Genomic DNA, 18,482 nt, shown 5'->3' on the forward strand with positions numbered 1-18,482 from the left:
AATCAATTCATCCTGCGTTGACAAATTCCTTCACTTCCTCCTGTCTTCCCCAGTAAGCGCAACAAATCGAGAAGAACCGCGGGCGCTATGCAATGCGCAAGTCTATGTCCCCACAGGACCTGCTTTCAGGTCCCCGCGGACGTGTGCGCTCAAAAGGGAATCGATAGTTTTTCTACAACAGAGTTTTCAGGGGGAAAGTATGATGCATCCGCGCACAAGAAAAATCATGTTGCCGCTTGTCTGGCTTCTATTGGTAGTGGTCTTCGGACTAAAGCCAGCCCGCGCTCAAATTGATGCAGGTGGAATCACCGGCGTCGTCAAGGATCCATCCGGTGCTACTGTCTCCGACGCCGTGATTACGCTAAGGAACGACCTCACCGGAATCAGTTCCAAGGCAAAATCCACATCTGCTGGCACCTACACCTTCACCGGAATCAATCCCGGCACCTACACCATGACGACATCGCTCGCAGGATTCGAGACACGCATCGTCCACGGGGTAGAGGTCCACGTACAGCAGACAGCAGCAATTGATATCTCGCTGGCGCCTGGCAATGTCCAGCAACAGATTACAGTCACTGCGGCGTCGCCGCTCTTGCAAGCTGAAGACGCATCGGTCGGGCAGACAATCGGCCATCAGACCATCAACGATCTGCCTCTTGAGACGCGCAACTGGGGCTCTTTGGGGCAACTCGCAGCCGGCGTAGCAACAGCTCCGATCGGACAGAACGGCGGAACCCCGGAGAACGCCTTCTACTCCGTCAACGGCGTGCAGTTGTACCAAAATGATTTCCGATTGAATGGCATCAATAACAACATTGAGTTCTTCGGTGGCAGCTCGGTTGGAACTGATGCCACCATCACTCCTCCTCCTGACGCGATCCAGGAGTTCAAACTGCAGACCGGCGACTACAACGCAGAATTCGGACACTCTACCGGCGGCGTCATCAACGCGGTCATCCGTTCCGGAACCAATAAGCTTCACGGCAATATCTGGGAGTACATCCGCAACGACGCCTTCAACGCCAACGACTACTTCTCCAAGCAGCAGGGTAAGCCAAAGGCCGAGTATCGTCAGAACCAGTTTGGCGGAACGGTCGGTGGGCCAGTGCTCATTCCCAAGCTCTACGATGGAAGAAACAAGACTTTCTTCTTCTTCGACTACCAGGGCACGCGCATCGTGACCCCGGCACAGGCAATCAGCACTGTTCCTACCGCAGGCATGAACAGCAGCGGCTTTAGCAATCTGCAGGACCTCATCACCTATAACAGCGGAAACTCCAGCGACGGCTTGGGCAGAAAGTTCGCGCATGGCACGGTGCTCGACCCTGCCACCACCCGTCAGGTCCAGCCCGGGCAGGTCGATCCTATCTCCGGTCTGCAAAACACGACCAAGGCCGCTATCTTCGTGCGCGATCCCTTTTATGCCGGAGGCAGCGTCGCTGGAATCACAGACTTCACTGGGTTGGCAGCACAACTGAACCGGATTCCCGGTAGCCGTCTCGATCCCAACGCCGTGAAGTTGCTCAGCTTATATCCCGCTGCCACAGCGTCCGGAAAGCTGGCAAACAACTTCCTCAACAACCCCAAGGCGAATACAACAATTAACGCGTTCGACCTCCGCATCGATGAGACCTTCGGTTCTAGAGACACGCTCTTTGGAGTCTGGGACGAGAGCTACTACACCGCGTTTGCACCAGGAGCGTTGCCCGGGCAAAACGATCAGAACGACTCGTTTCCGTCCTACGCATTCGCTGCTGGCTATACGCACATCTTCACGCCCACGTTGTCCAACGAGCTCCACGTGGGATTTGGCCACAGCGACAAAGACCAACGACTGACGACCGAAAATACCAACGGAATCCCTGCACAGTATGGCATTCAGGGCATACCCCAGGTGGCCGGCAACGGCGGCCTTCCAACATTCAACATCAGCGGTTTCACTGGACTCGGCCCAACGGATGACCGACCGACAATTCAAAGTGTGTGGGATCTCGAGTTCACCGACAACGTCACCAAGGAGCTCGGCCATCACACCTTCAAAACCGGCGTTCAGGTCGACGATCTCGAAGGGGACATCATGCAACCCCCGGCCCCACGTGGCTTGTTTACCTTCAACGGCCAGTTCACCGACATTCCCAACCAGAACCAAAGCCTCAACGGAATCGCAGATATTCTGCTCACGCCCACTGCCTCCACGGTTGGCGGTGTCAACAATGTTGGTGGTCTTCAGAGTCTATCCGGCTCTAACTTCGCGGGCACGCAATATCACCGCTACTACACTGCCGCATACTTCCAGGACGACTGGCGCGTCACACCCTCCCTCACCCTCAACCTCGGACTGCGTTGGGATTACTTCACGCCGTACGCAGAAACAAACGGACGGCAGGCCAACTTCGTCCCCGTAGGCGGAAATGGATCGAGCGGAACTTTGTTCATCTCACAACAGGGCTGCAACGTTCCACGCTCCGCAACGTTCGATGCTTTACTCAGTGTAAGCAACATCAATCTCGACTGCGTCTCAAGCAAAACCCTCGGAGACGCGCAGAAGGCGAACTTCGCGCCAAGACTCGGCTTCGCTTATCGGGTAAGTCCCAACTTCGTCGTCCGCGGAGGATACGGCATCTCCTACGGTGCGCTTGGAAACCTCGGCTACGGCGGAACCCTCGGAACCAACTACCCCTTCATCTACACGATCACGAAGAACGCACCGAACTCTCAGTCACCCCTTCAACTCTCCAATGGCCAGACCGCAACGATCGAAAACACCTTCACAACCATCAACCTCTCCGATTCAACCCAGGTCAATGGTGCAGGAATCAATCTCTACGGCCGTCAGTTCAACTACCAAACGCCGTACGTCCAAACGTACAATCTGACGACTCAGGATCAGTTCACTCAACACGATTCCTTCCAAATCGCCTATGTCGGCACGATAGGCCGTCACCTCGACGTTCTGGGAACGAACAACTCGCCCTCTCAAATTCTTCCTGTCGGCACCAACATCTCTCAACTGCCCTCAGCCGCCAACAGCAACCAGAGCTTCGTACCGTTTCCCAACTTCGCTCCAAACGCGATCTACGAGACGACGAACGCAGGCAGCTCCTACAATTCATTGCAGACGACCTACCAACACCAGACCAGCTTCGGTCTTCAGCTTCTCGCAAACTACACCTGGAGCAAGTGCTTCAGCAATCAGCGAACACAAGGTACGGCGACATCGGCATACAGAGCACAATGGCTCCCCGGCTTCGGAATCTCAGGTGACTACGGTCTCTGCGATACTGACGCGACCAATGTGGCTCACATCTCCGGAACGTATGCTCTGCCCATCGGACGTCAGAGACAGTTCTTCAGCAGCGTGAATCGCTTCACCGACGCAGTCATCGGAGGCTGGAGCACCAACTACATCTACACCTACCAGAGCGGTCAACCCTTGACCATCCCCTGCGCCACGGCGACCACTTCGGACTTCGGTTGTTTCGCACCTGTCACCACAGGGCAAAGTCTCTATGCTCCCTCTCGCAACCCGACCCAATGGCTGAATCCGAACGCATTCCTTCAGCCGGCCGCTGCAACCCAGATCGGCCAATTGGACTACTCCGTATTAGGCGGACGCCCACAGCAGGCCCGCGGTCCAAGCTGGTATAACCTCGATGCTTCGGTCTTCAAGAACTTCGAGATTCACGACACAACAAGTCTGCAGTTCCGCGCAGAATCCTTCAACACACTCAACAACCCTCAGTTCGCTCAGCCAGGAAATCTGAACTACCTCAACCCCAAGAACTTCAGCTCAATAACAGTGTTGCGAAACACGCCGCGGCTCATGCAGTTCGCCCTGAAGCTCTCCTTCTAAGACGCTACGGGCTGACAATAACGAAAACGTGTCCTCGGAGAAGATCCCGGGGACACGTTTGCTCTCTTCCTCGTGAGTTAAATTTCAGTGAACGGCGTTGGCCAGGGGAAGCGTGCTCTGAGTCGCCATTTAGCATAGAGACAGCAGTCTTCCGATCGCTCTTCAAACCCACAGTAGTTCTGAACTACGCCAGACTGGCAGAGATACTTTCGTTCATGGAACCCGGAACCACGAAACATCCAGGCGGTTACACCAGAGGGACGGAATGTCTTCCTCCCGAAGAAAGTTCAGGAGTACTCGTTCTGGAGGACGTGGCGGAGTTTTACAACTCTCGTCGGCATAGTTTGTTCGGACAGGCATTCGCCCTGGTCCGAAATCGCGCCCTCGCCGAAGACTTAACTCAAGAAGCGTTTGCGAAACTGATCGTAGAGGTCAAAAGCGGCGGGCGCATTCAGAGTGCTGTCAGGTGGACAAGCACCGTCCTACGCAATCTGGCTTTGAATCATCTTGAGCACCGCAAAGTCTCCCTCCGTGTCGTAGAGCCTGACTCCCAATCCCAGATCGATATTGCACCGGACGCGACGCCTTCTGCGGAGCAGATATATATTGCGAAAGAATCACAGAACCGGATGCATCATGTCTTATCCTGCCTCGGACCGCTTGAGCGGGAGTGCGTATTGATGTTTGCCGAAGGCCTGAGTTACAAAGAAATCGCTCGTCAGAAAGACTTGTCCTACGGGGTCGCAATGGATGTGGTTCGCCGTTCTCTCAGGAAACTACGAAAACAGATTCCGGAGAGCCAAGGATAGAGACTCAATGCCCTTCAAACACCATCCATCCAAAGCGTCGCTCCTCTCATTTCTTAACGGAACCGCCAGCGCTGCCGAACAGAGAACTATTTCGGAACACATCGCAGTCTGCCCTCGATGCCGCGTCGTCTCCGAGCGCCACGGCCTTTTGCTTCGCGAACTCGGTGCCTACAGCCAGCTCTCTGCTCAATCGAAGCAGACGCAAGCCAAATCCAAGCCGCTAGCCTTTTCAAAGAAAACCACCGCAAAGACAATTGCAGCCAGAATCGCTGGCGGCGCGATCGCCGCAACCGCACTCATCATGATCTACGCGTGGCCACGCCACATTCAAACTGTCAGCGCGGCCGAACTCCTCTCACGGGCGGAGACGGCGCAGGAAACCGCGGACACCAGTCCGCACTCATACCGCATGAACGTCGGATCGACGACTTGCCTCACGACGGATGCAACCTGGTCGCAGCCAGGAGATTCGCGTTCGGATCCATGTGGCCGCCTGCACGGTCAGCTTCTTCAAACACATTGGGATGATCGGCGAATGTTATCTGCGCGAAGCTATCGGCAGTGGCACGATTCGCTCTCACAGCGCAGAGATTCTGTCTTACATCAGGAACCGTATTGGACGGTCAAGACCGATACCGACGAGGGTCTTCTTCGCTCCGCAAGTTTAATGGTTCGCTCCTCGGACTACCGCCCGGTCGGACTGACACTCGAGTTTGCAGCGCTCGAATCAGTCTCCGTGACTGAAAGCGAACCCACGGAGCGGCATGTCTACGTGCCCGCCACGCAGACCGACATGTCGGTCAAGTCTGAGAGCCTCGAGCATATCGATCAACCCGAAGACGCAATTGAAGCTCAAGCCTGGAACCTGTTACGCACCCTGGGCGGTGACTCTGGATGGGAAGCTACGATCACTCGAAAAGGCGCTGAGGTGCGCGTCGTAGGTTTCATCGATGACGAGTCTCGAAGAGACAAGTTCGAAAAGGCATTCTCTAGTCTGCCCGGAGTGAGCACCGATCTCAAAAGATCCGATGTTCTGCCGAAGAGAGGAAGCAACGGGGAAGGCCAGCCGTTGGCTGAAAAGACCCTCGAACAGCTGATTCCCGACTCTCACGAAAGAGGCGAACGAGTCACTGAGATAGCAGATGCCTCACGAGCGATCGTCGGAAAGGCATTCCTGTGCGATCAGCTCATTGCGCGTCGAACTGCTTTTCAGAACAGTCCTTCCGCACACGCACTCACTCCTCTCATCGAAGAAGAACGAGTTGACATCCTGGCGGCAACTGCACGATTGTCTGACCTGCTCGAGCCCTTACTCGAGCCAGATCAAAGCCGCGTCTCCAACGTGCCATTGAACTACTCCGAGGCCCGGCAGCTCGATGCGGCGGTTCTATCGCTCGTCAACGCTGCGCCCAAACAGACAGCAAGCCTCGAAAATACTCAAAAGCACATCCGCTCCCTCCTGTCGAAAAGATAAATTCATCCCGCGTTGACAACTTGGACTCGATCCTACTGTCTTCAATGCAGGGCCACGCGGTTCCCTTTCACAAAAGAGGGAACGAAAATTCAGTGTTGCCAAGGGAGATTTTTGGATGCCAAGTATTGTGATCGTTCTGTCAGCGCTGCGCCATGGTTCATCCAGACTCCTTCGCTTGACCACCGTCTTCGTTCTGCTCCTTTGCGCCTTCGCGAGCACCAAGGGACGTGCTCAACAGAAAAAACCTGACCTCGTCCTACGCGGAACTGTAACCTACGCCGATCGTCAAACCTACCTCGAACTACCCTTCGCCGTCGGCAAGGATGTCACTCGACTCTCCGTGGAGTTCTCGTATACTGAACATGACAAACACACCAATCTCGATCTAGGCGTCTTCGACACCGAACGGTTCCGCGGCTGGAGCGGCGGCAACAAAAGCTTCTTCACCATCTCCGAGACCGACGCGACGCCATCCTATCTCCCTGGCGTGATTGTTCCCGGAAAGTGGAAGCTAATTCTTGGAGTTCCAAACATCGAAGAAGGTGTGCGCTCCGAATATGAAGCGAAGATCTACTTCTCTCACCTGAACGATCCTCTCGAAGGCTCGACCTTCAGCCAAAAGCCTCTGCGCGAAGGAGCCGCATGGTATCGAGGAGACCTGCACATGCACAACGCGCACAGCGATGGCTCCTGCAAGAGCCAATCCGGCGAAAAGGTTCCGTGCCCACTCTACAAGACGGTAGAGGACGCAGCGAATCGAAAACTCGACTTCATCGCGATCACCGATCACAACACCATGTCGCAATACAACGACATGCGAGAACTGCAACCATACTTCGACAAGCTTCTGCTGATGCCCGGGCGTGAAGTCACAACATTTCAGGGACACGCCAATGTCTTCGGAACAACCGCCTTCATAGATTTCAGACTCACCAGCCCTCACGTTCCCACGGTGAATAAACTGCTCGATCAAGTGCAGGAAGTCCACGGCATCATCTCTCTCAATCATCCAGGTTCGCCATCTGGCGCTGCCTGCATGGGCTGCGGCTGGACGGCCCCCGACACCGACTTCACCCGCATCAACGCAATCGAAGCCATCAACGGCGGTTCGCTCGACGGCCCCAGGTCCGGCATCCCATTTTGGCAGGACAAACTGAACAAGGGCTTTCGGCTCACCGCAATTGGCGGCAGCGACAACCACGATGCCGACTATGGCCCCAGCATACGTTCAGCCGTTGGACATCCCACCACGGTCGTCTATGCTCCGAACCTCACGGAAGAGGCAATCCTGAACGGCATCCGCGCCGGGCACGTCTTCATCGACATCGAGGGAACGCAAGACCGCACCCTCGAATTCTCCGCAAATGCCGGCACAACAACCGCATCGATGGGTGACTTCCTGGCTTCCCCCACAGGCCAACAGGTTCGCTTCACCATCAGGATGCTCGGCCTCGAAAATGCCCACCCCGAAATTATCCGCGATGGTGATCTCACGACACTCGTCGACGCTTCTCCGATAAAGACAACAGAAGAGATGCGCAGTTTCGACTATGTAAGCGATGGTAAGCGCCACTGGCTTCGAGTAAATATCCGATCAGCAGAAGGATCTCTATTGATCCTGGGAAATCCCATCTACTTGAACTTTTAGGCGCATCCGCAGACCTTTAGATCGGCGCCGGAACGTCGAGTTCCCGTCTGGCACTCAACGCTTGATTCGCCGTGATAACCGATACTGCTGAGCGCATCCCGACACGCGCGTCAGCGACGGGCTTTTGACCTGTACGGATGCATTCGATGAAGGCTCGGCAAGCGGTGGTCGTCGGATCTTCGGTCACGGGAATGTCGAGACGCTTGCCGGCACCACGGTACGGCATCTCCCCCGCCGGACGATAAGAAGCCCCGGCAGTGATGGCCTTCACTTTCTCGCCAGGCTTTGAAGGGAGTTGGCTAGCGCGTTTCGGCTCGTAAAAAAACTCCGCGTCTTCGAGCGTGAGATTCAGGCTGCCCTTGGTGCCGTAGATCCAAAGCTGGTTACCCACCTCGGCATTGTCAGTCAGCGAACTGAAGACGAAGCGCCGCCCATTGGAGTAGCTCAGCACTGCCTGCACGTTATCGTCATTCTCTCGGCCATCGTGGTAGACCGCGATGCTGCCGGTCGCGTACGCGGCTTGCGCTGTTTCACCGAAGACCCAGTTTGCAATGTCTATGTGGTGCGAGCCCAGCTCGGCCAACAACCCGAGCGAATACTCGTTGTAGAGGCGCCAGTTGATGAGGCGTTCGAGAGAGGGATCAGGCACCGGACGGCGCCAATCGTTATTGCGGTGCCAGTATCCATAGATATGGGTCACATCGCCGATCTCTCCACGCTGTACATAGTCGATGGCGGAACGAATCCATGGTGCGTAGCGATACTGATGGCCCACTTGAAAAATCTGCTTGCCGGCGTCAACTTTTTTTACAACGTCATTTACTTCGGCCACGGTGAAGGCCATCGTCTTCTCGCCGTATACGTGGCGTCCAGTTTCGAGCGCCGCGATCACGTGTTCCGCATGAAAGCTGAGCGGTGTCGCGACGACGATAGCGTCAAGGTCTTTGCGATCCACCAGAGCGCGGTAGTCGGAGTGCGACGCAACGGTATATCCGCATAGTTGGTTGAGCTCTTGAAAGCGTGGCGCGTATACATCTGCTGCCGCGACGATGGTCACTCCGGGTACGCGCAGAAAATTGCGGATCAACTCTTTGCCTCGACTCCCGGGCCCTATTATTCCAAGGCGAACAGGCGCAGGGGCAGCTGGGTCGGCAACGTCCATCGCCGCAATGGACGTCATCGACTTTGCTGCGAGTGTTGCCGCGGATAGACCTTGAACAAAAAGACGTCGGTTCATCATCGTGTCAGTACTCTCTTTTCTTTTTTGTTTCGTGCAGTGGATATGGCCAATGGATAGCCCGATAGCGCGGACTGGCAGGAGTGCCTGATACGATCACGGCCTCCGTCTGCGGGCAGGATTGCAGCAGACGCGCCGACGCATCCGGACCCATGACGAACGTCGCCGTGGATAAAGCGTCGCTGTCCGTGGCGGAAGGTGCGACGACAGTGGTCTGCAGCATGTTCTCGACAGGATGCATCGTGTGTGGATCAAGGATATGGCAGTAACGATGGCCGTCCTTGATGAAGAATTTTTCCGTACAGGCGGACGTGGACAAAGAAGTATCCACAAGGAGAATTGTGCTGAGAGTCCTTCCGGCATGCGCAGGATCGGCAACGTTTACCGGCCACCCCTGCGATCCGGGAGGAGCGCCGATCGCATAGATGGTACTGCTTCCCGCCGAGATCAGCGCGGCGGATACATGTTGCTGACGTAACAACGCGACGACGCGATCAACTGCGTAGCCTTTGCCGATGCCACCAGGATCGAGCTCCATCGAAGAATGATTGATGAAAGAGACAGTGCGAGTCGACGCATCGAGGTGGATGTTGCTCCAGCCCGTCTGCTTCTTCAGAGCGAGCAACTCCTCTTCCGTCGGGATGCGTCCGTGATTGAAGAAGAATCCCCATGCCCGCATCAGAGGCCCAACCGTGATATCAAAGGCTCCGTCCGAACGACTGCTCCAGGACAATGCAGTCTGGAGGAAGTCGAACGTTTCGGGATCGGTGGTGACCGGATGCGTACCGGCTTCACGGCTGATACGTGAAAGCTCGCTCGTTGGCTGATAGTTGCTCAGGAGCGCTTCGATTCGATCAACTTCCTCGAAGGAGAGCTGCATCCACCGGTCTGCCGTCTCCTGATTCGGAGCATACAGATCGATGGAGAACTCCGATCCCATGGCGCGGTGGACGTCATGGAAAAGCGCGAGAGGTTTCTCTTGGGTGAAACCAGAGCCTGTGGCTGAAAGTGAGAATGCAGCCAGGATCGCTGCGGCGCGTAATGTCTGAATCAATCGGGGCATCTACAAAACAGAATATCCCCGGAACCTGTCGAAACGCATCTAGAGAAGACGAAGCAAATCTTGAAGTCCGACCCCCCCCGGACTCACGGTTCGCGAAACTCACCTTTGTCAGCCATGTTCTGATGACAGACAAGGCACGACCGGCTAGCGGAAGTGTGCAACTCTGAGACCAGCGCGTAGGTGAGCCCATGCGTGGTCCAGGTAATCACATTGAACCCCGCCTTCGTTTGATAATGGAAGGTTAGCCCGCGTGAGAGGATCTCCTCCCCGCCATATGCCTCGGCGGATTTGCTCGAAGCAACTAGTAGGCTAATCCGGTCGTTCTTCATCGCGAACGAGACCAAAGCGGCGTAACTGTCCCCATAGTTCACCACTCTGGCGCCAACCTGTCGATACGCAGGTTGGTCATTTGCCAACAATCGAGATGTCGGCAATCGGAAGTCGAAGGGAACCTTACCTGAAAACCATGCCGTTACCTCTTCTGGAGATTCCGAATTAATTTCGAGCGGAAGTTTCCCGTCAAGATAGCTTCGGTGCGTGCTCAACGCCGTATCCACATAGGAAGCAGCACGCGCATGCCGAGCGATAGTTGGAACGAATACCATCCCCAACACAAACACGAAAGCAATTGTAGCCACCGCTCTCCAAGGGAACGCCCTGAATTCGCTGGCCCCCCTTGATTGCTTCAAGAGCCGCAACACACGCCCGTGAAGACGCTCCGGTGTATGCCCGGTCACCGAGACATGCTGAGCTGCAGTGACGCGAGCACGCAGCTCCGCAGAAGCTCTGTAGAGGGGCCGCGAACGATGCAGAAGATCCGCAAGTGCCTGCTCTTCCTCAAGCTGACTTTTACAGTCGGCGCAGTCTGCAAGATGAGCGAGAAAATCTTCTAATTCCTGATCTCTTAATTCGTTGTCAAGATAGAGTGAGATGTCATAGCTATGTTCATCGCCAGTGTTCATTCCATGACCTCCTTCCTGGCGAAATTGGAGGTCTTAAAAGCGGTCGAAAGTGACGTCCGCAACTTATTGCGCGCCCTTGCAAGGCGCGACATGACCGTTCCTGCGGGACAATCCAAAATCGTTGCAATCTCCTGATAGGAAAGCTCCTCGAACTCACGCAACAAAATGACCTCGCGAAAATCCGCTGGCAGTTGTTGAATTGCTTCGCGCACTTGCTGATGTTCCACCTTACTCACATAGAACGCATAAGGATCCTTTGCAGTCTCTGCAATATCCATAGCGCTCTCCTCTCCATCCATCGGAACAATTTTTGCGGTGCGCCTATGCCGTAACTGATTGAACCAAATGTTCCGCAAGATCGTAAACAACCAGCCCTTTACGTTGCTCCCAGTGCGTAGACTTCCCATCGCCCGTATGGCGCGAACATAGGTCTCTTGCACCAGGTCTTCTGCCTCACTCCGATTACGCGTGAGTACAAGCGCATAGCTGAACAATCCATCAATGTATTCGATACCAGCAGCAGCCTTTACAACAGGTGAGCCCTCAGGGGTCAAAGACATAGTTCACTACCTTTACAAAACCGGACTTGCGCGAATATTCCCGAAAAAAATGAATTCTCGGGTACACACAGGACCGCCCTGTGTGGAGCGTCCCTCGTACCGGTACCGCGAAGGCTAAACGCCAACCTTCTAAGAGCGGTACGGTAATAGGGACCCTACTGATATAAGGCGCAAATTTTCCATAATTCGCGTCAAGCTCTCCGAGATCGCCCATTCGCTCACGTCTCTCGTCCCCGATGCGCCGGAGTTCTGCCCGGAGAGTTTGTCCTCAAGACCCTGTCTCCACTCGTCAATGTCGCGCAGAACGGCCTCGGCGTACTCAACCTTCTGTTTCAGAAACGCCACAATGCACAGTCGCAACATACGGTTTGCCCGCTCACCCAGTTCGACTAACTCTCGCGAGTTCGGACGTATACCTACGCCCAGGAGCGCAACGGTGTGCGAAGAAATCTCATTTGCCTGCTGACATGTGGACGACAAGGCCGCAGAGATTGTCCGCGCGGATTCGACAAAATCCAGCTGTGAATCGTCGAGTTCTCCTTCGCACAACTCATCGCTCGCCGCGATGATCCTGTGACGAAGGCACTCCAGCTTCTTTCGTCCACCGGAGGACTGCAAGGCAAACTCAACGAGGCCCAAAGCATAGCCTTTCGTCGCATAGTCCACGGCGTGCAACGAGAGACGCAGCATCTCGATCAGGTCCAGACGCAATCTACAGATGGACCTCTCAGCACCCAGCAACGAGACCGGAGAGCCGGTCTGGTTGGAGAGGCTGTTCAAGAAACATGATATATCAGATATTTCAACTTGAGAAGAATCCTGAGATCCTTCTCCTCGAGAATCTAGGGACGGAAAATGATCGTTAGACACGCCGAAACGGGCGATGTCCATTTCTGAACTCAGATAGGGAGTCAAAGCAGTACCTCAATCCAAATGATTTGCGGCGCGACGCACTTGATCGTATGTGCTGTCTCTTGCGCCCGTTAAGATCGGAACACCGTTCCCGTTCGTTTATTCCCGATTAACAGAGAGAGCTCTATCCCCACTTCTGATTACGGGAGCACGTCCGTCGCAAATCACCAAGTTAAGGGGGAACACCCCGGCCGCACCGGCGCCGCCATCTTGCGCTTGGCGAGCATTCTCTTAACCCCGCACTGTTGAGCCACGTCACAATTCACTTGACGTCCAACAGGATCGACTGCAACCTGTACTCACCAGAACTCGAGAAGGGAACTCCTCCATGCGCAAAGCTCTGTTGGCCCTCCTGCCGCTCGCCGCGGCCCTGATCCATCCCGCCGCCCACGCCGACACCACCGATCTCTTCACCATCACCGGCGACTCCAGCACTTACACCTTCACCCTTCCGCAACAGTTCACCTTTCCCATCTCCCTCCACCTCGTCACCGTGCCCACCCTCACCACCGCGGGAACCATCGACGGAGTCGGCAGCAAAACCTTTGATGTCACCTTCTTCACCGGCATCGGCAACACAGGCGACAGTCTTACCTTCAACGACATCACCCTCGCCGGCCCCCCACTCATCTCCTTCATCTCGCAGACCGGCACGCCCGGCAACCTCTTCGACACGGCAGCCATCAACTCAGGCTCCTACCAACTGATCGACCTGGCCAACTCCATCAAGGGACCCGACTTCTACCACCTCACCATCGCCCCGGAGACAACTCCAATAAATCCACCCGCCGTCCCCGAGCCCGCCACCCTCCTCCTGCTCGCCACCGGCACCGTCGGCGCCGCCTTAACACGCCTCCATCGAGGCGGCCGGCCTATCCCCACGAAACCATAATGCCTCGAGCGCACATTCGCTGACGGGTCTACACTCCTTCGACGATCCGAAAATCCCTCTCCACGCCCGACCCAAGCGCAACCAGAGCCTTCTTATAATCCGCGCTCTCATACGCCGCCAGCGCCTGCTCGTAGCTATCAAACTCAACCACCACCGTCATCTGCTTCAGCCCGGCCTCGTGGGCCGTAACTGCGCCGCCCGGAGCCACCAGCGTGCGCGCCCCAAACTGCCCCAATGCCGCTACAGCCAACGCCACGTAGCTCTTCATCGTCGCCTCGTCACCAACCGTCCTATACGCAACCACCCAATAACCCTTCTTCATATCGCTACCCTCTTTCGAATGCAATGACCGCAGAGTTTGGATGCGACTTCAGTCGCAGAGATACCAAATAAATCAGTGAAGAGTTTGTTCTCTATTTTGTCGAAGGACATTTGCACGCGTTCCAACGTCCGGGAACTGACGAGATTCCGCATGTTTCCTTCGCATGTCTGCAAAGGACGGGATGAGAAGTTGCTTACAGAACGCCATGCTCTACCAAGCTAGGCCTTCTCGGCACCGTCTCATCCCACCACCGTCCAAAGTTATGTTGGCTCAACCGTGGAATCAGGAAGCTTTCTTCCTCAACCCAGGAGCAGCCGCCTTTTCATCTTCGCGGCTCTTCTGCGCAGACGTCTTCTCCTTCGCAGACATAGCCTTCTTCTTATGCTCCGGCTCTTGCGAACTCTCCAGAAGAATTGGCTGCGCAGCCTCGGTGATCTTCGCCGCCGCCGCCAGCTCTTCATTCAAATTCTCCGTCAGCAGATCAATCACATCCTGCATCCCGAGCGTCTTAGCCATCGCGATTGTCGCCTGATATCCCGCGATCTCATAGTGCTCGGTCCTCAGCGCCGCGCCGATCAAACCGCAATCGAATGACGCTCCCTCTTCATCCTTCTCCAGAGCATCCTTTCCTTCTTCAACGATGCCCTCCATTCCATTGCAGTGCTCCCCGGTAGGCTTCTCGCCCAGATGCTCGAAGACCTGCTTCAACCGTTCCACCTGGCCCTTGGTCTCTTCTAAATGCTTCGTGAAAAGTTCCTTCAGCTTCGCGTCCTTCGCTCCCTTGGCAAGCTTGGGAAGCGCCTTCACTAACTGATTTTCCGCGCTGTACATATCGCGCAACTCATCCAGCAAAACGTCATTAAGTGGCATGTCAATCTCCTGTGTTGATCTATAGATTCCTGGCATTCGCGCCACGTGCGAATCACCCTATGAGAGACACAGTTCCTTTTCAAAGTTGGCCATCTCACAAGGTTTATTTAAGTAACGAGAGGGCTGCGGAATGACCGCGCCCCCTCTGGCTCTAAGCTATTTCTTAGCCGACGATGCCGACTTCGTGTGAGCATCTGTTGACTTGCCATGCGCCGCCGTGGACGACTCATGTGCCTTCTGGGAGTGTTTGTGAGCCTCATCATGGTTGCCCATGTCGTGCTTTTCGGCTGCGTTGAGATGGTGACTTGCTGCTTCGTTATGATGCCGCGCGGCATCCATATGCGCTTGTTTTGCCATGGTTTGTTCACTGCCTTTTCTGGGAAACGGATCACCCAACCACTACGATGGCGCCGCATCTCGCCGCGTTATCCACCCACTTCAGCACCCGGCGACGCCACCCCCAGATTTGTTCATCTATTCAACAAAAGGCGTCCGGCCTTCGATCAGCAATGGGCGTCTGTCCCCCGAAACGGCGTTACGCTTCAACCCAATGCCCACCATCCATGCAGGCCGATTCACCACCCATATCGACGGTCCTTTCGTCGTCTTCCTTATAGGCCTTCGCATCAACCGTCTCCTGGCTGTCAACAAGTGGCTTCCCACCGCAAAGCCATGGGCCCCATGCTCAGCGAACTCTACGCCCACCCCGAACTAGGCTTCCTCGGTGGATTCTCTTCCGTCTACTTTCCCGGCGTCATGGTCACCCAATACTGGCGCTCCTTCGACCACCTCGTCGACTACGCTCAGTCCCGCAACGCCTCCCACCTCCCCGCATGGAAGGCCTTCAACCAGAACATCGGAGGAGACGGCACCGTAGGCATCTGGCACGAAACCTACCGGGTCGCCGCCGGTCAGTATGAGTGCGTCTACGCCAACATGCCCCGCTTCGGCCTCGCCCAGGCCGGTGGTACCCACACACCTGCCACCGGCCACCTGCGCGACGCCCGCACCCGCATGGCCCCGCCACCCCCACCCGCATAAAACCAATGCACGTTTTGCCGCCAACCACCGCAAGGTATTCCGCCGTCGATTGATCGCAGGCCGAAGCTGCCCAATCTCATCCTCCCCGAAGGCGTGCCCTAGAGATTCGAACTTGCTGAACCTCCGTTTTCAGGGAACGATCGTCAGCCGTCAGAGGATTGCTACTACCGTGAAACCGACTTATCAATACGAATCAGGCTCGATAAGTGCATTGGCGATTTTGCGCTCATTGAGATGACAACTGACGAGAAGAGCGTTCTCGGTACTCATAGTCTGGAAAGAGAAGCTGCACCGTCCCTGAAGTCAGTCTTGGGTTGCGGTGCAGCAAAGTCTCTGGATGAACTCTACGAAGCGAAACTCGAAGCCATGAGTGGCGGTCCCACTACCTTGACTCCATGCTTCTCGCTGACCTCTGCGAGTTTCTGATGATCGGGTTCCCCGTCTACGCTCACAAGCGGGGCATAGTCTGCGAAAAACCCTTCCATGTCCCCGGCTGGATTGAAGAGATGCAGCATGTGCGCAGGCTCCGTCCCTAGAGTCACATAAGCGTGGGGAACATTGAGAGGCGCCATGAAGGCATCGCCGGCTCGAAGAATGGTGCGGTCAGAACCACATTGCAAACCGATGCTCCCCTTGAGCACGAAGATCAACTCATTCTGAGCGGGATGCACGTGCAGTTCAGGCCCAAGGCCAGGCGGCGTATGAACCTCGATGATAGCGAAGGTCTTGCCGACGTCTGCTCCTGAGACCTTCGTCGTAAAGACCTTTTCTCCGTGGACAAGCCATTGCCCGCCAGGGCGGCCCTCACCCGCTCGAACAGCAAAGGGGCCTGCAGCAGGAGTGCGGCCACTTTGCGCTTCTGCTAGCGAGAACGTGGAAGCCGCCACAACGGCGGCACTTGATGTCAACAATTTCCTTCTGTTTATCGGCTTCATATCACTCGGTCTCCCTACTTCTTGACCCGAGGCTAGCCGCGGCACGATCCACGAGATAGTAGAAATACGACATTTCAAGGAGTAAATATCTACCCGTACGATCTTCCCGTATGAGTTAGTTCAACTCATGACTGTCAGAGAACGAGCCGCAGAGGATCTCCGGACGGAGGGTCCCCGCCCGATCGCAAGGATTTGATCTGTTCTACATAGACGTTTTCCAGTTGATTCAGGGTGTCCGACGGAGTAGCGCCGGTGAACTCAGCGAAGTCGTGGATCATGTGCATCTGGTCGTGATAGCCGAACGAATGAGCGACATCAACCCACGATCTCTTGCCGAAACGCGCCTTATATTCCAGTGCGGCCTCAAACCTGGCGACCCTCGCAAATAGCTTGGGCCGCATTCCTACCTGGCGCAAGAATCTTCGCTCAAACTGCCTTATGCCCAATCCGGCCGCAGAGGCTAAATTGGTGATTCGAGCTTGACCGCCGGCAAGGATAATCCCATGCGCGGCAGCGGAAATGCCGTCCTGGTCGCCTGATCGGAGCGCCGGCGGCAGTAGCACTTCCTCAACCAATTGCACACGCTCAGCGAAAGATCTGGCGTTGCCAAGGCGCTCCCCTAATTTCGTAATCACACTACCCAGAACGGAGTGTGCCTCACAATCGAAGTCCGTCAGCTCGCTGGTAGGGACAGAGAACAGACGGTATATCCCGTCCGGCTGAAATCCGATTACGAACGTATCGAGTGCGCCACGTAACTGCATCTCGAGCCGGCGATATGTCTGGGGTCCGACCACGACGGCGCGGGGAGACTTCTCAACTTCACTCTGCGCATAGTGCAACACATTTGTCGGATCGTTGAAGTCGAACACAATCATCGGTGCGGGGCGAGCGGGAACGGGATGAACTACTGTTGCCCCACCAAGCCGGACGTCGCGCTGGACGTAGAAGCGAACGAACGGCTCGAGGCACCGTGCGGGCCGCGAAAATTGGCTTAGAGGCATGGCCAAACCCTTCCGGCGCAAGTTTCAGTACAGAAACGATATTCTCGGCTATTGTGTCAGACTCCAACATCACTGGAGCAAGTTTCTGACACCAAGCGTTCAAACTGACACATTTGATGAGGGATTAGACTAGTGATGACAAGATGGCTTGTCGGAAGCGATGTGCTTACGTCGTCCTCAAGTGTTGATATCAGGCCAATGCACTCATTGAACCAGGCCCCGCGAGGATTGGTAAGGAGAAACGCCGTTGTGCTAAGTATTCCGACCTGAACTCCCGCGAAGTCAGGTTTCGGCAAGCTCGAGGGCGATGGCATATCAGTTCAGCCAGCACCAATGCTGTTGACCAAAATAATCAGGAAAATCTTCGCCAAGTTTGGCGTATGAGTTATGTCTGATTCGCTACAATTAAATAAGAAATCAAAATCATGGGCTGCCACGGCGAAAGCTGCGGCAGCCCTCCACATTTAACCCGTCCACAACGAACCACGATCACACCACGAAAGGACCACAAAACACCACGTCACTTTCACCAAGAGGGCAGCGCCTCAGCTGGCACCTAACTGCTTCAAAACAAGTATTTTAGGCGTAAGTCACATGAATGCAATATTTTAGCGGCTCAACCTGTCTCTAACCTCATGCATCCAAGAGACTTCCTTGCAAAATACCCCCAGGGGGGAGGGGGGTACCTGAAGCACTCTCCGCTTAGAAGATTTGCCGGTTCTCAGTTAGGATTTGAAGGTGGTCAAGGAGAATTGTTGAGATGAGTTCGTCAAGTGAATCGTCCTGGTTGAATAGCTGGTGGCCGTTGCTGGTGATCCTCTTCGGAGTAATCTTCGTCACAGTGTTGGTGACGTTCCACCCGGTGAACTAAGAACGGGTACGGCGCAAGCCGTACTC

General features: G+C 55.4%; 16 protein-coding genes. 6 read left to right on the plus strand and 10 right to left on the minus strand.

Annotated features, from left to right (window positions below; translation table 11 throughout):
- The first annotated feature begins 226 nt into the window (after nucleotides 1-226).
- From RBB76_RS13685 to RBB76_RS13700, 4 genes are all read left to right on the plus strand, one after another.
- Nucleotides 227-3,856 carry a TonB-dependent receptor domain-containing protein gene (locus tag RBB76_RS13685; protein ID WP_429631229.1) on the plus strand — a complete coding sequence of 1,210 codons (3,630 nt, stop codon included), beginning with the start codon at nucleotides 227-229 and terminating at the stop codon, nucleotides 3,854-3,856.
- A 215-nt stretch (nucleotides 3,857-4,071) separates the two neighbouring features.
- The gene (locus RBB76_RS13690; protein ID WP_429631227.1) at nucleotides 4,072-4,665 is read left to right on the plus strand and encodes an RNA polymerase sigma factor; all 594 of its coding nucleotides are present in this window, start codon (nucleotides 4,072-4,074) and stop codon (nucleotides 4,663-4,665) included.
- 7 nt (nucleotides 4,666-4,672) lie between these two features.
- Complete coding sequence (locus RBB76_RS13695) at nucleotides 4,673-6,139, plus strand: hypothetical protein (protein WP_429631225.1); 1,467 nt, start codon at nucleotides 4,673-4,675, stop codon at nucleotides 6,137-6,139.
- A 115-nt stretch (nucleotides 6,140-6,254) separates the two neighbouring features.
- On the plus strand, nucleotides 6,255-7,787 hold the full coding sequence (locus RBB76_RS13700; RefSeq protein ID WP_429631223.1) for a CehA/McbA family metallohydrolase: 1,533 nt from the start codon (nucleotides 6,255-6,257) through the stop codon (nucleotides 7,785-7,787).
- A 16-nt stretch (nucleotides 7,788-7,803) separates the two neighbouring features.
- Here the strand turns inward: RBB76_RS13700 and RBB76_RS13705 are convergent, their stop codons facing one another.
- The 5 genes from RBB76_RS13705 to RBB76_RS13725 all read right to left on the minus strand — a co-directional run bounded on the left by RBB76_RS13705 (nucleotide 7,804) and on the right by RBB76_RS13725 (nucleotide 12,389).
- Nucleotides 7,804-9,027: a Gfo/Idh/MocA family protein gene (locus RBB76_RS13705; protein ID WP_429631221.1), complete on the minus strand. Its 1,224-nt coding sequence runs from the start codon at nucleotides 9,025-9,027 to the stop codon at nucleotides 7,804-7,806.
- Nucleotides 9,028-9,031: 4 nt separating this feature from the next.
- Complete coding sequence (locus RBB76_RS13710) at nucleotides 9,032-10,087, minus strand: FAD:protein FMN transferase (protein ID WP_429631219.1); 1,056 nt, start codon at nucleotides 10,085-10,087, stop codon at nucleotides 9,032-9,034.
- 83 nt (nucleotides 10,088-10,170) lie between these two features.
- On the minus strand, nucleotides 10,171-11,049 hold the full coding sequence (locus RBB76_RS13715; RefSeq protein WP_429631217.1) for an anti-sigma factor family protein: 879 nt from the start codon (nucleotides 11,047-11,049) through the stop codon (nucleotides 10,171-10,173).
- Nucleotides 11,046-11,609 carry a sigma-70 family RNA polymerase sigma factor gene (locus tag RBB76_RS13720; protein WP_429631215.1) on the minus strand — a complete coding sequence of 188 codons (564 nt, stop codon included), beginning with the start codon at nucleotides 11,607-11,609 and terminating at the stop codon, nucleotides 11,046-11,048. Before RBB76_RS13720 ends, RBB76_RS13715 begins: the two co-directional genes overlap by 4 nt.
- Nucleotides 11,610-11,738: 129 nt before the next feature.
- Entirely contained in the window at nucleotides 11,739-12,389 is a 651-nt protein-coding gene (locus tag RBB76_RS13725) for a hypothetical protein (protein ID WP_429631213.1), read from the minus strand.
- A gap of 460 nt (nucleotides 12,390-12,849) precedes the next feature.
- On the opposite strand from RBB76_RS13725, the gene RBB76_RS13730 reads away from it, so the two are divergent.
- The gene (locus tag RBB76_RS13730) at nucleotides 12,850-13,413 is read left to right on the plus strand and encodes a PEP-CTERM sorting domain-containing protein (protein ID WP_429631211.1); all 564 of its coding nucleotides are present in this window, start codon (nucleotides 12,850-12,852) and stop codon (nucleotides 13,411-13,413) included.
- A 28-nt stretch (nucleotides 13,414-13,441) separates the two neighbouring features.
- Here RBB76_RS13730 and RBB76_RS13735 read toward each other — a convergent pair whose 3' ends face one another.
- The 3 genes from RBB76_RS13735 to RBB76_RS13745 all read right to left on the minus strand — a co-directional run bounded on the left by RBB76_RS13735 (nucleotide 13,442) and on the right by RBB76_RS13745 (nucleotide 14,962).
- Nucleotides 13,442-13,735: a DUF1330 domain-containing protein gene (locus tag RBB76_RS13735; RefSeq protein ID WP_429631209.1), complete on the minus strand. Its 294-nt coding sequence runs from the start codon at nucleotides 13,733-13,735 to the stop codon at nucleotides 13,442-13,444.
- A gap of 282 nt (nucleotides 13,736-14,017) precedes the next feature.
- Nucleotides 14,018-14,605, minus strand: coding sequence for a ferritin-like domain-containing protein (locus RBB76_RS13740; RefSeq protein WP_183978562.1), 588 nt, complete (start codon nucleotides 14,603-14,605; stop codon nucleotides 14,018-14,020).
- 156 nt (nucleotides 14,606-14,761) lie between these two features.
- Nucleotides 14,762-14,962, minus strand: coding sequence for a hypothetical protein (locus tag RBB76_RS13745; protein ID WP_429631207.1), 201 nt, complete (start codon nucleotides 14,960-14,962; stop codon nucleotides 14,762-14,764).
- Between the two features lie 294 nt (nucleotides 14,963-15,256).
- Between RBB76_RS13745 and RBB76_RS13750 the strand changes: the two genes are divergently transcribed.
- Complete coding sequence (locus RBB76_RS13750) at nucleotides 15,257-15,646, plus strand: DUF4188 domain-containing protein (protein ID WP_429631205.1); 390 nt, start codon at nucleotides 15,257-15,259, stop codon at nucleotides 15,644-15,646.
- Between the two features lie 344 nt (nucleotides 15,647-15,990).
- Here RBB76_RS13750 and RBB76_RS13755 read toward each other — a convergent pair whose 3' ends face one another.
- Complete coding sequence (locus RBB76_RS13755; RefSeq protein WP_429631203.1) at nucleotides 15,991-16,554, minus strand: cupin domain-containing protein; 564 nt, start codon at nucleotides 16,552-16,554, stop codon at nucleotides 15,991-15,993.
- A 161-nt stretch (nucleotides 16,555-16,715) separates the two neighbouring features.
- Nucleotides 16,716-17,585, minus strand: coding sequence for a helix-turn-helix domain-containing protein (locus tag RBB76_RS13760; protein ID WP_429631201.1), 870 nt, complete (start codon nucleotides 17,583-17,585; stop codon nucleotides 16,716-16,718).
- Nucleotides 17,586-18,482 lie beyond the last annotated feature (897 nt).

Origin of the sequence: Tunturiibacter psychrotolerans (genome assembly GCF_051013365.1) — a bacterium.
GTDB classification, from domain to species: Bacteria; Acidobacteriota; Terriglobia; order Terriglobales; family Acidobacteriaceae; genus Edaphobacter; species Edaphobacter psychrotolerans_A.

Excerpts from the sequence above, each read along its gene's own strand:
- RBB76_RS13685 (WP_429631229.1), top strand. The coding sequence starts at position 227 with ATGTTGCCGCTTGTCTGGCTTCTATTGGTAGTGGTCTTCGGACTAAAG.
- RBB76_RS13690 (WP_429631227.1), top strand. The coding sequence starts at position 4,072 with ATGGAACCCGGAACCACGAAACATCCAGGCGGTTACACCAGAGGGACG.
- RBB76_RS13695 (WP_429631225.1), top strand. The coding sequence starts at position 4,673 with ATGCCCTTCAAACACCATCCATCCAAAGCGTCGCTCCTCTCATTTCTT.
- RBB76_RS13700 (WP_429631223.1), top strand. The coding sequence starts at position 6,255 with ATGCCAAGTATTGTGATCGTTCTGTCAGCGCTGCGCCATGGTTCATCC.
- RBB76_RS13705 (WP_429631221.1), bottom strand. The coding sequence starts at position 9,027 with ATGATGAACCGACGTCTTTTTGTTCAAGGTCTATCCGCGGCAACACTC.
- RBB76_RS13710 (WP_429631219.1), bottom strand. The coding sequence starts at position 10,087 with ATGCCCCGATTGATTCAGACATTACGCGCCGCAGCGATCCTGGCTGCA.
- RBB76_RS13715 (WP_429631217.1), bottom strand. The coding sequence starts at position 11,049 with ATGAACACTGGCGATGAACATAGCTATGACATCTCACTCTATCTTGAC.
- RBB76_RS13720 (WP_429631215.1), bottom strand. The coding sequence starts at position 11,609 with ATGTCTTTGACCCCTGAGGGCTCACCTGTTGTAAAGGCTGCTGCTGGT.
- RBB76_RS13730 (WP_429631211.1), top strand. The coding sequence starts at position 12,850 with ATGCGCAAAGCTCTGTTGGCCCTCCTGCCGCTCGCCGCGGCCCTGATC.
- RBB76_RS13735 (WP_429631209.1), bottom strand. The coding sequence starts at position 13,735 with ATGAAGAAGGGTTATTGGGTGGTTGCGTATAGGACGGTTGGTGACGAG.
- RBB76_RS13740 (WP_183978562.1), bottom strand. The coding sequence starts at position 14,605 with ATGCCACTTAATGACGTTTTGCTGGATGAGTTGCGCGATATGTACAGC.
- RBB76_RS13745 (WP_429631207.1), bottom strand. The coding sequence starts at position 14,962 with ATGGCAAAACAAGCGCATATGGATGCCGCGCGGCATCATAACGAAGCA.
- RBB76_RS13760 (WP_429631201.1), bottom strand. The coding sequence starts at position 17,585 with ATGCCTCTAAGCCAATTTTCGCGGCCCGCACGGTGCCTCGAGCCGTTC.